18 protein-coding genes and 1 pseudogene are annotated in these 13,611 nt (G+C 33.9%); 10 read left to right on the plus strand and 9 right to left on the minus strand.

Annotated features, from left to right (window positions below; all coding sequences use genetic code 11):
* A partial coding sequence (locus tag ADJ83_RS08080) for an IS3 family transposase (protein WP_048717478.1) occupies window positions 1-687 on the plus strand: 687 nt, incomplete at its 5' end.
* Window positions 688-997: 310 nt separating this feature from the next.
* On the opposite strand, the gene ADJ83_RS08085 is transcribed toward ADJ83_RS08080, so the two are convergent.
* The 3 genes from ADJ83_RS08085 to ADJ83_RS08095 all read right to left on the minus strand — a co-directional run bounded on the left by ADJ83_RS08085 (window position 998) and on the right by ADJ83_RS08095 (window position 2,303).
* Window positions 998-1,378 (minus strand): retropepsin-like aspartic protease, encoded by a 381-nt coding sequence (locus ADJ83_RS08085; protein ID WP_031539818.1) that lies wholly within the window; start codon window positions 1,376-1,378, stop codon window positions 998-1,000.
* Window positions 1,378-1,623, minus strand: coding sequence for a hypothetical protein (locus ADJ83_RS08090; protein ID WP_031539816.1), 246 nt, complete (start codon window positions 1,621-1,623; stop codon window positions 1,378-1,380). Before ADJ83_RS08090 ends, ADJ83_RS08085 begins: the two co-directional genes overlap by 1 nt.
* A 137-nt stretch (window positions 1,624-1,760) precedes the next feature.
* A complete protein-coding gene (locus ADJ83_RS08095; protein ID WP_031539814.1) occupies window positions 1,761-2,303 on the minus strand; it encodes a TetR/AcrR family transcriptional regulator in 543 nt (180 codons plus the stop codon).
* A 168-nt stretch (window positions 2,304-2,471) separates the two neighbouring features.
* Between ADJ83_RS08095 and ADJ83_RS08100 the strand changes: the two genes are divergently transcribed.
* Together ADJ83_RS08100 and ADJ83_RS24370 are read left to right on the plus strand one after the other, a co-directional pair.
* Complete coding sequence (locus tag ADJ83_RS08100; RefSeq protein WP_031539813.1) at window positions 2,472-3,902, plus strand: DHA2 family efflux MFS transporter permease subunit; 1,431 nt, start codon at window positions 2,472-2,474, stop codon at window positions 3,900-3,902.
* Window positions 3,903-4,039: 137 nt separating this feature from the next.
* The gene (locus tag ADJ83_RS24370) at window positions 4,040-4,615 is read left to right on the plus strand and encodes a DUF6241 domain-containing protein (protein WP_031539812.1); all 576 of its coding nucleotides are present in this window, start codon (window positions 4,040-4,042) and stop codon (window positions 4,613-4,615) included.
* A gap of 64 nt (window positions 4,616-4,679) precedes the next feature.
* Here ADJ83_RS24370 and ADJ83_RS08110 read toward each other — a convergent pair whose 3' ends face one another.
* Window positions 4,680-4,955, minus strand: coding sequence for a DUF3888 domain-containing protein (locus ADJ83_RS08110; RefSeq protein ID WP_155986784.1), 276 nt, complete (start codon window positions 4,953-4,955; stop codon window positions 4,680-4,682).
* 515 nt (window positions 4,956-5,470) lie between these two features.
* Here ADJ83_RS08110 and ADJ83_RS08120 point away from each other — a divergent pair.
* Window positions 5,471-5,698, plus strand: coding sequence for a hypothetical protein (locus ADJ83_RS08120; protein WP_031539807.1), 228 nt, complete (start codon window positions 5,471-5,473; stop codon window positions 5,696-5,698).
* Window positions 5,699-5,933: 235 nt separating this feature from the next.
* On the opposite strand, the gene ADJ83_RS08125 is transcribed toward ADJ83_RS08120, so the two are convergent.
* Complete coding sequence (locus ADJ83_RS08125) at window positions 5,934-6,788, minus strand: sugar nucleotide-binding protein (RefSeq protein WP_031539805.1); 855 nt, start codon at window positions 6,786-6,788, stop codon at window positions 5,934-5,936.
* A gap of 105 nt (window positions 6,789-6,893) precedes the next feature.
* On the opposite strand from ADJ83_RS08125, the gene ADJ83_RS08130 reads away from it, so the two are divergent.
* The 4 genes and pseudogenes from ADJ83_RS08130 to ADJ83_RS08145 all read left to right on the plus strand — a co-directional run bounded on the left by ADJ83_RS08130 (window position 6,894) and on the right by ADJ83_RS08145 (window position 9,406).
* Window positions 6,894-7,361: an NUDIX hydrolase gene (locus tag ADJ83_RS08130; RefSeq protein ID WP_031539804.1), complete on the plus strand. Its 468-nt coding sequence runs from the start codon at window positions 6,894-6,896 to the stop codon at window positions 7,359-7,361.
* A 115-nt stretch (window positions 7,362-7,476) separates the two neighbouring features.
* Window positions 7,477-7,821, plus strand: a complete 345-nt coding sequence (locus ADJ83_RS08135) for a DUF6176 family protein (RefSeq protein WP_031539803.1) — start codon at window positions 7,477-7,479, stop codon at window positions 7,819-7,821.
* Between the two features lie 225 nt (window positions 7,822-8,046).
* Window positions 8,047-8,374 (plus strand): annotated as a pseudogene (locus ADJ83_RS08140) (ArsR/SmtB family transcription factor).
* A 33-nt stretch (window positions 8,375-8,407) separates the two neighbouring features.
* Window positions 8,408-9,406: an NADP-dependent oxidoreductase gene (locus ADJ83_RS08145; RefSeq protein WP_031539801.1), complete on the plus strand. Its 999-nt coding sequence runs from the start codon at window positions 8,408-8,410 to the stop codon at window positions 9,404-9,406.
* Window positions 9,407-9,492: 86 nt separating this feature from the next.
* Here the strand turns inward: ADJ83_RS08145 and ADJ83_RS08150 are convergent, their stop codons facing one another.
* The 4 genes from ADJ83_RS08150 to ADJ83_RS08165 form a co-directional block, all read right to left on the minus strand.
* Complete coding sequence (locus ADJ83_RS08150) at window positions 9,493-9,876, minus strand: VOC family protein (protein WP_031539800.1); 384 nt, start codon at window positions 9,874-9,876, stop codon at window positions 9,493-9,495.
* Between the two features lie 72 nt (window positions 9,877-9,948).
* Window positions 9,949-10,209: an ArsR/SmtB family transcription factor gene (locus tag ADJ83_RS08155; RefSeq protein WP_031539799.1), complete on the minus strand. Its 261-nt coding sequence runs from the start codon at window positions 10,207-10,209 to the stop codon at window positions 9,949-9,951.
* Window positions 10,210-10,417: 208 nt separating this feature from the next.
* Complete coding sequence (gene arr / locus ADJ83_RS08160; RefSeq protein WP_031539797.1) at window positions 10,418-10,834, minus strand: NAD(+)--rifampin ADP-ribosyltransferase; 417 nt, start codon at window positions 10,832-10,834, stop codon at window positions 10,418-10,420.
* Window positions 10,835-10,969: 135 nt separating this feature from the next.
* A complete protein-coding gene (locus ADJ83_RS08165; protein WP_051641021.1) occupies window positions 10,970-11,863 on the minus strand; it encodes a polysaccharide biosynthesis C-terminal domain-containing protein in 894 nt (297 codons plus the stop codon).
* A gap of 132 nt (window positions 11,864-11,995) precedes the next feature.
* Here ADJ83_RS08165 and ADJ83_RS08170 point away from each other — a divergent pair, with 132 nt between their 5' ends.
* Both ADJ83_RS08170 and ADJ83_RS08175 read left to right on the plus strand, forming a co-directional pair.
* A complete protein-coding gene (locus ADJ83_RS08170) occupies window positions 11,996-13,000 on the plus strand; it encodes a transposase (protein ID WP_109769519.1) in 1,005 nt (334 codons plus the stop codon).
* Between the two features lie 25 nt (window positions 13,001-13,025).
* Window positions 13,026-13,580, plus strand: a complete 555-nt coding sequence (locus ADJ83_RS08175) for a hypothetical protein (protein ID WP_152910798.1) — start codon at window positions 13,026-13,028, stop codon at window positions 13,578-13,580.
* Window positions 13,581-13,611 lie beyond the last annotated feature (31 nt).

A 13,611-nucleotide genomic window follows, 5' to 3' on the forward strand; every position in this document is an offset into this window, starting at 1 on the left:
TCCCGGTCCATAAAAATGATCTTGGAGAATGAATATAACATTATATTTAGTCGTAAAAAGATCCAAAGAATCATGAAGAAATATGGAATAGTCTGTCCTCATAGGAAAGCAAATCCTTATAAAAAAATCGCTAAAGCTACAAAGGAGCATCAAGTCGTACCAAACAAGCTAAACAGAGAGTTTAAGCAGGGTATACCAGGAAAAGTTTTATTAACGGATATCACTTATTTGCCATATAACGGAAATAGTATGGCTTATTTGTCGACCGTAAAAGATGCTTCCACAAACGAACTCCTAGCTTATCATGTTTCTGACCGTATTACCTTAGATATAGCAACGAAGACAATCCAGAAATTGATGAACAACAAGAAAGTTATTTTACATAAAGACGCCTTTATTCATTCAGATCAAGGAAGTCATTATACGAGCCCAAAATATCAAAGGTTATTAAAAAAATATGGTCTAGGCCAATCAATGTCTAGAAAAGGAAACTGTTGGGACAATGCGCCTCAAGAGTCATTCTTTGGTCATTTAAAAGATGATGTGGACTATCAATCTTGTAAATCCTTAAAAGAACTAAAGGCAAAAATAAATCATTACATGGTTTACTATAACAATTATCGATATCAATGGAATTTAAAAAAGATGACCCCTATTCAATATAGGAACCATCTTCTCGTTGCTTAATCTCTTTTTTTATTGTGTCCTTGACATGGGTGCCAGTTCAGTTTCTACAGCCTTCTCTTTTATATCTATCGACACAATTCAATCATCTTATAAGCAATATATTCAGAGATAAAATGAACTCCGTTTTTCAAAAATAGGCAATGAAGATTCTGAAATTATTACAACTATTATAGTAATGAGCTGAAAATCGAATAAACAATTAAGCATGAAAGCAACTATTTCTCATATGTGTTCTATTTCTAACATGAGTTTGAGATGAATGAGAATTGTATATACGTGGAAAGAGTAGATTTTTCTATTAAACTTCATTCTATTTCTTTGAGGGGGATAATTCTAACTTGTTCATATCTATTATAAAATTGTAGGTCAATAAAATATCTAACCCTAGAAGTCCTTTATGATCTTTAGGGAGAATTCCTACATCCACTTCAATGTCCTTCACTATAAACGTATCAATTTGAATTTCATCCATTATTTTAGTATAAAAAGGCACTGAGCCACCTATCCCATAGGCTTCATAAATATTGTCTCCATATTCATATACTACCCCTATCTCTTCTAAAATATCTGGGCTAATAACTGTGTGAGATGAGCCTGTATCAATAATAATATCATTCACTTGTAGTATTCTTCCGCGAAAAGTAATAATGAGAGATGTTGTTAGGAGTTGTCCATCAGATGAAATTTGCATTAAATTCGTCTCGCTCTTAATAACGGGTCTTTACGAATATGGACAATACATCTCTCGTTCGATGTATGGTAAACAATGTTGCCTTGTTTTACTTTAAAGAACTCTTTATTAGCGTTTTCACTTGAAATAGAGCGAATGGGTGCTACTTCATCGATTATTTTTTTTCCATTTTCCTCATGATAGTCGAGGATTGATAGTAATACAAATTGATTAGGAAATAATTCTCTAACTTCTTGCCACTTCATAATAAATCCCTCCTTTTTATCTTATTATAAACGATTAAACTACGAAATTAATACTCAATTATGTTTTTTAAAAACATAGATAAAAAAAGAAGTAGGGGAGGTTATGTTTTACTGCCTTCCCTATTTGATTGAAATGTCTATCGATACAATTCAATCATTTGATCAGCTATATACTCGGAACTAAAATGAACGCCATCTTTCAACCACCACATGATGATTCCTAAAGTGGAAGAGGCAAGGATATCTAATGATAAAGTGGTTTCTGTTGTGGGAGACTCTTCTCTCACACGTTGAATGACAATCGAATCCTTTAAGACCATCTGTAATTTTTTCTTAAAACCACTATGTTCAAAAAGGACGGCAAATAATTTTCGATGTTGATAAAAATAATCTAAAAATAAAATTAGACGATCACGGTTATTTTTCTTATCTAATTGTAAAATAGGTGATGTTTCCAACAACAGGTTGTCGAAAATATCGTAAACCAGTTGCCTTAATAAATCGTTAATATCGAGGAAATGCAAATAAAATGTTGCTCGATTTAACTCGGCTCTTTTAGTGATTTGTTGAACAGTGAGTTTTGAAATATCGGGATTCTCAATTACTATATCTATAACGGCTTGTTTAATCATTCGTTTAGAGCGAGCAGCACGTGGATCTTCCTTTTTTTGTATCGTCATTTTTAGTCCTCTTTATCTATTATTTTCTGTTTTATTGATACTTTTTATAAATGTGTTGTATAGTAAACAGAATCTAAGAAATTGTGAATGGGCACTATATAAAATAAATGTTATTCTTTATTTTATTGACATATTGTAAAAAAAACAAGGGAAGAAAGGATATTCTTTATGCCAGAATCTATCAATAAAAAGGTTTTATTAACAGTGCTTATATTAGGTTGTTTTTTATCAACACTAAATCAAACACTGTTAAACGTTGCATTAAGTAGTTTAATGGATATATTTTCAGTATCAGCTCCAACTGTACAGTGGCTATCAACAGGATTTATGTTAATTAACGGGATATTGGTCCCAATTACCGCATTTTTAATGAAGCGTTTTTCAACATGTCAATTATTTATCAGCGCCATGTTATTTCTATTAATAGGCTCCATTTTATGCGCAGCAGCGCCTACATTTTCTATCTTACTTACGGGACGTATGATACAAGCTATTGGTGCAGGAATTATTATGCCATTATTAATGAGTGTCGTTATGTTTATTTTTCCACCAGAAAAAAGAGGCAGTATGATGGGACTAATTGGCCTCGCTATTATATTCGCTCCAGCCATTGCACCAACATTAGCCGGTTTTGTCATTGAATACTATTCATGGCGCTGGTTATTTATCGGTCTAATACCACTTGTCGTAATCGTTCTATTATTATCCATGAAATATTTGATCAATGTTTCAGAAACGGCAAAGGCTAAGCTAGATGTTGTAAGTGTTATTTTATCCACCATTGGTTTTGGGCTAATTTTATATGGATTTAGTAATGCGGGGAGCAGAGGATGGGATGACAAACTCGTTATTATTACTATCCTAGTAGGGATTATCACTACTTTCCTATTCTGTCTAAGACAAATGAAGTCTTCTGATCCATTACTCAACTTAAATGTATTTAAAAATAAAGTATTTACACTAACATCAATCATTAATATTATCGTCACGATGATGATGTATGCAGATATGATTTTATTACCAATCTATCTTCAAGATGGACGAGGATTTACGGCGTTTAATGCAGGATTGCTACTATTGCCAGGTGCAGTAATTAATGCTTTTATGTCGCCTGTTACTGGAAAAATGTATGATCGTTTTGGAGCCAAACCATTATTCATTATTGGTTTGATCTTCATCATTCCTTCCATGTGGGTGGTTACCGATTTAACAGAGACAACAACCTTTGTTTTTCTCATGATACGAACCATTTTTCTTCGAATTGGTTTAAGCTTTATTACAATGCCATTGAATACGGCTAGTTTGAATGCTTTACCAAAGGAACTGGTAACACATGGTACGGCCGTGAATAATACATTACGTCAAATAGCAGGTGCAATTGGAACGGCAGTAGTTATAACTGTATTTACCGCACAATCAACTAGCCATGCAGAGACACTAATGCAAGAAACACCAAATGCAACAGCTGAAGTAATCCGCAAGCTTGCTTCTATATTAGGTTCAAGTGATGCGTATTATTTCATGACCATTTTAGCTGTAGTGGCATTGATATTAACTTTCTTTGTACCATCTAAAGCGAAAATAAAACAACAAGCATAAATTATTAGCCAGTTCCAAGCGAACTGGCTTTTCTCATAGAGCCTGAAGAAAAAGAAAATACGTGTTTTACATAAAGAGATTCTTTGATATAATGGAAAAAATTGAAAATTCTTTCAAAGGGGGATAGTTGATGGAAAATGGAAGAATCAAAAAGACTTAAAAAGAAAAGCTGGCTTAAATATTGTATATGGAGTATTTCATTTCTCTTATTAATCGGTGTTGGTACATACATATATTATCAGCATTATTTTACAGATTCGATCGAGGGTTCTTTTGTATCGGTAGAGGGGGAGGCTATCGATCAAAGTATCGAAAAAAGTAAAAGTAAAGAAGTGGAAGGCGAAGTTGACATAAGCAAAATTGATTATGACTATTGGCATGAGGATCGAGTTATTTCTACCATGCATGAGATGACGCATCAAAAGGTGAGAGCCGATCAAAAATGGGGAGCGGTTGAAATGACAGAAGAGCGAATAGACATGCTTAATGACATCGTAAAAAATAGCACTTACCATAATAAAGATGCTTTATTAAAAATTTTGTCAAAGTGGAAAGAAGGAGATTTTCGTACAGCAGATGAGGATCATAACGCCCTTTGGAGTCTACAAGACGGTAATATTGGGAAAGCAACTGGAATATTGAGTGAAGAAGAGGAGCAAGAATTTATCGAGAAAACATTTAAAACGCAAACAGATGATGAGGGAAATGAATGAGTTCGTCTTTATAAGGAAAAAAAATTTCGTCCTGTTTGATGATTTTACTCTCAGGCAGATGATTCTAATAGGAAATCACATCATAATGACCAGTTTTCTTTTCTTCACCAGGAATTCGAAGAACCATTCGAATGAAATGATAAGGAGGATTATGTGCTCCCTCAAAGCCGACATGTAAGGCCACCTCGTATGTATCTTTTTGTTCATTAAAGATAATGGTTTCGATTTTTGCATCCATATAAAGCTGATTATCACCATATCTCTCCATGATTTCCAGAATGCTTGGGCCGAGAAATCTTAAGAAAGCAGATTCTGTACGAATATTTCTTAATGTGTTCACTCTTACCAATGAGCTTTCGATATTTAATTTAAATTAGAGAAACTTTAAAGAATATCAAAAGACACAAGAAGTTTAAAATGATCGCAGTAATACATTTTAGAAAGGGCTCTTTTAGAACTATAGCACCTATACCAAGAAGTATCCCAATAAAGGAGACCATTGGATAAATAACTATCAATAGTAAAAAGAAGGGTTCAAACAAATCAGCTATGAAATGGATAGTTAACACAATGTAGAAACTTAAAATTGCAATAATATTAATAGCTACACAAATATAGGATAATTTATTTGCCGGCAAGGTAAAACCTCCTTGTATAATCTTTCTTATCCACAATTTTATAGTATTATTTTTGATACTATTATTTGGTGTTTATTGTAAAAAAGTATATTGTTATATTTAGAATGATAAAACACCTAATAAGAGAAGTCGATTTCTTTCCTATTTACTAAAAACAATTATTAGTCGATAATCAAATTTTGCTTGAAACAAAGTAAGGTTAAAGGAGTACTAAATTATGGAATTTTTCTGGTTCGGTCTACTATTTTGGTTATTAATAGGTGTCTCATCCTTATTACTATTATATGGTCTGTGGTTGGCATCATGGAAAGCTTTATTCATTAGTGGATTAGCCATATTGGTTCCATCTCTCTATTTTCTTGGAGCTGAAAATTGGTTAAGAATAGTGGTAGTACTACCGATATTTCCATTTCTGTTGGCATATAGAATGAAAAAAAGGATATAAAGATTGAAAGTATTGATAGATTTGTTATGAATATAATCGATAATCAATATTTGAATTTCTTTAGCGAGGGGGAAAATTACCTAATTACATTCGATAAATATAATTTGGCTAAAATTATTCCCTCAAAGAATCAGCTTAAAAGTAAATAACCTTATAAAGTGAGCCGCTAACCTTCTAAATATATTCTCTAAATCCCTTCCAAATGACTCTTTCATAATTTAAATCATAACTATTCCTAGTGATTTCTAGTATCTAGTTCATCCACATTTCGAAAGTAGGTTGCCAGTAGGCTAGTAGCTTTTTGGGTGTTTAGAGATGTATCAAAAGAATGATAAGGTTTTTCTAACTTGCTAATGTTATAGTGGAGAAGATTGGTAGTATCTACTCCAATTTGCGAAAGTCTTTTGCTATAAAAGGAATAATAGCTTTCCTTCTGCTTTGGACCAACGTGTATAATTCCTGTTAAATCCATTTCTATCATTTCGATTATCGCTTTTGCTAAATCATCAATATGCACAAAAGATTTGAACGAGTTGATAGCAGCATTCGCATACCCATTCGTATTTATCTCATGAATGATACGTTTTGTTCTGGCTTCAATCTCGTGATTGGCATCTTTCCCATAGAGGGGACCAGTACGAATAATGACATGGTTTTCATGATTGGCTAAGATAAGTTTTTCCCCAAAGTGTTTGGCATTTACATAGGTAGATAAAGGAGCTTCACTAGGAAGAAATCCTGGTTGATCTGTTTCAGCATAGTTACCTTTACCATCTACAAAAACGGCGTCTGTTGATAAATATATTAATTTAGTTTCTTTTGAAATGGCAGATAATAAATGGTTGAGACCAACTTCTATAAGATGATTTTCCTTTTCCCCATCCATTAAAGACCAGATAACTACATCTGGATCAATATGATTGACTAGTTGTGTTACCTGATGTTTGTTCCTTATATCTAGTTGTAAAATATTTGTACATGCATTATTGGAGCGAGAAGTGCCGCAAACGTAATAATTAGGATTTAACCCAGCTAGTTTAAATAAGGATGAACCGAAAAATCCAGTGGAACCTAATATGATTATTTTCATAAAGAATACTCCTGTTTCGTATATTTAGAAAAATCTGTTAAAATGATTTTATCATAAAAAAGTCATACTAGCATATAAAAGAGAAAGTTTGAGAGGATATGTAAAATGGCAAAAACAACAGGTTGCTTTACGATTGTACTGAATGAAAAAGGACAAATCTTATTAACAAAACGTAAGGATTTTCCAATTTGGGATTTACCAGGTGGTAGATGGGAAAAGGGAGAGACCTTAGAAGACTGTGCCATTCGTGAAACAGAAGAGGAAACAGGATACAATATTCAAATTAAACGGAAAATCGGGGAATATTTTCAACCACAATTCGATGATATGCAATTCTTATTCATGGGAGAATTAAAAGGAGGGATACCAATAGAAGAAGGACCGGAAACCGCAAAAGTCGAATGGTTTAGTTCACAAAATTTACCTTTCCATATGGTACATAATAGAAGAAAACAAATAAAAAACTTTTTAAAGAATAAGAATCGAATAGTAAAACAATCAATAACAGTGTCTCCTATTCAAATAACCTTATTAAAAAGCTATTTGAAAGTATTTTGGCCATTATTAAGATAGGAAGCAAAGAGATGATACTAGAAAAGTGTTAGCTTTATGAGTTCAGTGGTTTTATCGTTCGTTCTAAGCTGAAATTTGTTCACATACATAAAAAGTAACAAACAGGAGGAGAAACATGAACGTTGAATTAACAAGATTTAAAGTGAAAAAAGGAAAATCGGAAAGAGTAGATGAATGGTTAAGTTTTTTAAATGCCAATAAAAAAGAGGTTCTTCTCACATTAGAAGTGGAAAAAATGTTTGTCGAGACTATATTTAGAGAAACGCTGAACGGGGAAGAATATCTCTACTGGTATTCTGTCCAAGATGAAGATGGGCAAGAAGTAGAACAATCGGAGCACTGGATTGATAAAAAGCATATTGAGTTTTGGAGCGAATGCATAGACGAAACGTTTAAGCCAGTTGATTTAAAGACAGAAGTTGTTATGATACCTCAAAAAGTGAAAGATAGTATGAAGTAAAGGATCTCTTTTAGGAGGTCCTTTATTTATATCCTAAAAAAAGATAAGCTGCTGAATGGTTTTCTTAAGTATTAGTTATGGAAATAACGTTTCCGACTAAATTTTCATTCGTCTCGATTTGCTTTCTCAATATTGCAGGGAATATAAAAATAGCATATTGTTGGATTAGGTTATATGGTTCATCAACTTAAACCATTAAACTGATTATTGGAGGTTTTATACTAAATGAATAAACAGGACCAACTTAATATAATCAAAGAGGATTTTATAAATTGTCAAAAGGTATTATTGGCAATTGGAGATGAAACAAGGCAATCGACCTTGTTAGTGCTAATGGGGACTGATTGTCAAACTGGATTACGCGTCGGAGAAATCACGGAGCAAACACATCTTTCTCGACCTGCTGTATCCCATCATCTTAAGGTTTTACGAGATGCAGGTGTTATTTTAATGCATAAAGAAGGGACAAAATTATATTAATGTACGTTCAGAATTAGGTTTATTAAGAACGCTTATGTCAGATATTGACACATTCATGGAGAAGTATTATTGAATTTAACATAGAGATTATTTGGAGGTATAGGAAATGAGAGCAATGGTTATTGATAGGTACGGAAAAGTTCCAATGCGTCTGGCAGAAATGCCGACACCTGAAGTTGGAGAGTATGAGGTGCTAGCAGAGATTCATGCAGCTAGTATCAATCCTGTTGATTTTAAGATACGTGATGGAAAAGTGAAATTATTACTGAAATATAAAATGCCGCTTATCTTAGGGAATGATTTTTCTGGAGTAATTGTAAAGGTTGGCGCAAAAGTGACTCGTTTTAAAGTTGGTGATGAAATATATGCACGTCCACGTAAAAGTAAAATCGGTACTTTTGCTGAATATATCGCCATTCATGAAGATGATATCGCCTTAAAACCTAAAAATTTGAGCTTTGAAGAAGCAGCATCAATCCCACTTGTTGGGCTAACTACCTACCAAGCACTTGCAAACATTATGCAATTACAAAAAGGACAAAAGATTTTAATTCAAGCTGGGGCTGGAGGTGTAGGTACTTTTGCTATTCAACTGGCAAAAATAATGGGGGCTTTTGTTGCAACGACTGCAAGTGAAGCTGGTGCGAATTTAGTGAAATCTCTTGGTGCAGATGAGATTATAAATTACAAGACAGAAAAATTTGAAGAGAAACTGAAAAACTATGATGCCGTATTTGATACACTTGGCGGCGAGATATTGGAAAAATCATTCGGCGTGTTAAAAAGCGGAGGGAAAATTGTTTCCGTTTCAGGATTACCGAATGCTCGTTTTGGTAGAGAATATGGTTCAGGATTTTTTAAAACATTGTTGTTTTCAGCAGCCAGCCATAAATTTACTGCACTTGAAAAAAAACATCATGTTCAATATTCGTTTTTGTTTATGAAGCCAAGTGGTGAGCAATTACGTACCATCGCAAATTATATAGAGGATGGTAAAATCAAACCTATCATTGATAGAGTTTATCCCTTTGAAAATGCTCAAGAAGCGATGGAATATGCGGAGACAGGAAGGGCAAAAGGGAAAATAATAGTGAAAATTAGATAGTAGCCGCATAGGAATGATATTCTTGTATCAATAGAAAATGATAAAGTAAAGGACCTCTATTAGAAGGTCCTTTACTGATATAAACGTTACTGTTGTATGATTTGAATAAGATTACCACAAGTATCATCAAATACAGCGATTGTGATATCACCCATTTTTGTCGGCTCCATTGTAAAATGAACGCCCTTATCCAATAATCGTTTGTATTCTTTATGAACATCATCGACCCCAAACATAGTCGCTGGGATTCCTTGTTCAAATAATTTCTTTTGGTAATCGTTAGCGATTGGATTATCATTCGGTTCGAGAACAAGCTCAGTACCGCCTTGATCTTCGTAAGAAACAACGGTAATCCATCGGAATTTTCCACTAGGTACGTCGTGCTTCTTTACAAAACCTAGTGTTTCAGAATAAAACTTTAATGCTTTGTCTTGATCTTCTACGAATAAACTAGTAACAATGATTTTCATCCTTTTTGGCTCCTTTAATATTGGAAGGTTGGTTGTAATTCCTATCTTTTCGCACTAGAGTAGTTTCTAAAATTACTTAATCCATCCTTTCAACAAATCGCTAAGTGGTTCATTGTTGAAGAGGAGTACTCGATATTTTCCCTTACGTTTTAATTGTACAAGTCCAGCATCTTCTAATATGGAAACATGTTTCGCTATCCCTAGTCGTGAAATGGTAAGATTATGCTTCATGATGAGACGAGCCGTAATTTCATATAATGTCATCTCATTACGTTCGTCTAGTATCAGTTGCCGATTCGAATCGGCAAGTGCTTTAATATATTTGTTCCACATAAATTGATTATAAGCAACTAAATAGTTGCTTGTAAAGAAGGGTAACTAAATGGTAGCGAAATAAAGATATTTATTTAATTAGCGAAAATCAACCATATTTTATTAAACTAAAGAAAAAAGATTAAGCATCATAAACAAAGGGGGGATTTTTAGAAAGTTCGATGCTTTCAAACAATGTGCAAAAATATTACCTTCTAGCTTACTTGAATTAATCGTAAATTACATTTTTGCCTTGTTCACTTAACTCTTTTAAAGATGTAAGCATATGATTTATTTCTTCGTCAGAGTGTCTTTCCCATGACCCTAATTCAGCTATTATTTTCAAAGGAGATTTAGATCGATAAGAACGTGTTGGGTTTCCAGGAAATCTCTTGTCGGTTACGTTAGGATCATTTTCAAAATCACCTAATGGTTCAACAATATATATTCGTTCCTTGGAATTAGATCTGGCTAATTCAGCACCCCATTTAGCAGCAGTTAATGTTGCAGTAAAATATATATAGTTCGATTTTTTATCTTGGTAATTTGATAAGTGTTGAGGTTCTAATAAATCTCCAATTTTCAGTTCTGCTTTCGTACCATGAAAAAAAGGGCCGTTATCTAGCACATTTGTTTTGTTGTTCAAACTGATACACTCCTTGTATTTTAGATTTCTGCATAACAATAACAGTATTTTGTTAAGACTTTATGCTATTTTATGCTCTTTGAACGCAGCTTACCTATTTATAATATGGACAAATTATCTTTGATTTAATATTTACTAACTAGCGGATTTTTTATATCTTTCTAGTATTTTCTTTACAAAAGGAAGTCTCAACCCGATTCCTAAATAAACGAAAACTCCTATTATAATAGAAATGATTGAAGTAATTAAAGCGTGGGAATATATCCCTAAATTTTCTGTTAACCATAACTCTGTTAACCATTTTACACCCCAAACAGAAAGAGACATGATGAATACTAACAAGAAAACTTCCTGTAATTGCTTAAATAATGGCAAGAACTTATACTGTAGTGCCTTTTTAATAACGTAAATGTTAGAAAGAATAGAAATGAAAAACCCAAAATAGGTAGCTAGAATAGGGCCGAGTTCCTTTATATATGGGACTAGTACTAAGTTTAAGGCTATTTTTACAATGATCCCAATTAAGATTCCTATAATTAATTTCTTTTGTTCATTAATACCTTGTAAAATGGCTGCTGTTACGGTAAATAAGGCAAAGAATATGGCAGCAAGGGAATACCATTGTAAAATAACTCCTCCTAGTTCAGGATTTTTATTTAATCCAAAAACCATTGTATAAACTGGTTTTCCAAGAATGCATAAACCCATTGCAGCTGGAAGAGTAAAGAACATGATCGCTTGAAGGGTTTGCGAAATTTTATGTTGAACTTCTTCCATTTTACCGCCAATAAAAGCAGAGGTAATCCCAGGAATTAAAGACATACTAAACGCTGTTGCTAACGAGACAGGCACCAAAACAAGCACTTGAGCTAACCCGATTACGGCATTAATTAGCTCTGCTTCATTATTCGTGTAGCCTATAGAATGAAACAAAGTGTTAATCGTATAAATGTCAATGTTCTGATATATAGGAATAGCAAGACCGGTAATGACGAAAGGAATTGCATATCCAATCAATTCCTTAAACATAGAATTAATAGGTATTTCCTTGTTATTTTGGCTACTATCTCTTTCTTTTTTAATTCTTACACGGAATAAATAACACCAACGGATAAAATAGGTTATAATAGACTTATTAATTATTTAAGTTGGTGTTTATTTATGCGTACTAAAAACAGGTTGAATCCAAGCGAGTCTATCTATTACAGTCCTGAAATTTCAAATTGTCCTGACTGTGGAGAGAAATTAACCTATTGCCATCCTGTATGGAGGAAAACCATCTCTACCCTAAAAGGGGAATTTAAAGTTATTAATCTTGGCTATCGCTGTGAAAATAATGGCTGTGAGAACAATACTGTTTATCGTTCTGCGGAGGCTGAGCAACTTAGTATGAAGCACATCACCTATGGCATGGATGTCATTGCCCACATTGGGCACTTGCGTTTCAAAGAACATAAAACCCGTTCAGAAATTGCCACCATCCTAGCTGAGAAGCAAGTGAAAATCTCAGAAAGGCAAGTTCAGAAACTGTACGAACGATATGCGTTACTTCTTCGTTCAGCGATTACAGAAAATATGAAAGAAACCTTAGAGGAAGTCGTGGAACAGAACAATGGATTAATCTTATCCATTGATGGCGTTCAACCTGAAAAAGGAAATGAAACGTTGTATGTTATTCGCGAGGTCTTAAGTGGCACCATCTTGGCAGCACATAATTTAAAGAGTAGCGCCTCTCAAGAGTTAATCGGAATTATTCAACCAATTCTTGATTGGGGTTACCCTATCCAAGGTTTCATCAGTGATGGTCAGCAGTCAATCCGTTTAGCAATCGAAAAGATAGCACCGGACATCCCATATCAATACTGTCAGTTCCATTACTTCAAAGATATCGCAAAACCGTTGGTAGAAAAGGACAGAAAGCTAAAGACAAACATCAAAAAGAAGCTAAGGGGAATTCGGGAAATCGAAAGAAAAATTGAAGAATCATCATCAGTAAGCATGGAAGAAGAAATTGCGAGTGACTATGTAGCGGCGATTCGTTCAGTGCTTTTGGAAGATGGAAAACCACCGTTTGAATTACCAGGTACACGTGTCTTTGAGCGAACAAAATCAATCAAGGACTCGATTGAAAAATGCCTGGATAAAAAAGGGGACTCCTTTACTTGAAAAGCTGTTCAGAATAGTCAGAAATGTGGATAACTACAAAAAGGATTATCAGCTCGTAAAACGGTGGGATCTGCGTTTTAAAAGGATTGCCACAATCATGGATCCTTCCGAAAACAAAACAAGTTCTTGGGTTGAATCCCGGTTAAAACAATATCTGACCCAAATAGAAAAGGAACTAAACCGTGAAGATGATTTTGCCTTTGTGGACAATCTGATGAGATATAGTAAAGGCTTTTGGAAAGGTCTCTTTACATTTTACGATTACCCTCTCCTGCCAAGGACAAATAATGATTTAGAGCTTTTCTTTAGAAGAACAAAAGTAAGGCATCGTAGGATTACAGGCAGTCGAACTTGGAATCGATACATTGTTCGTCACGGTGAAAACATCGTATTCGTTGAAAATGTTAAAAATGAACAAGATGGGCTGCAGAAGATTCGGAATGCTACTTATTCTGGCTATAAAAAAGAAGTTAGTAAGTGGGACAGTCGAATACATGAACACACAAAACAGAGAAGATTTAAGCAGGACCCAAATGCATATTTAAACAATATTGAAAGCAAGTGGAATCGGCACAACTAAATCATTGTGTTAGTTGTGCCGTGTAAGTTTT

Source organism: Bacillus sp. 522_BSPC, assembly GCF_001076885.1.
GTDB classification, from domain to species: Bacteria; Bacillota; Bacilli; order Bacillales; family Cytobacillaceae; genus Niallia; species Niallia hominis.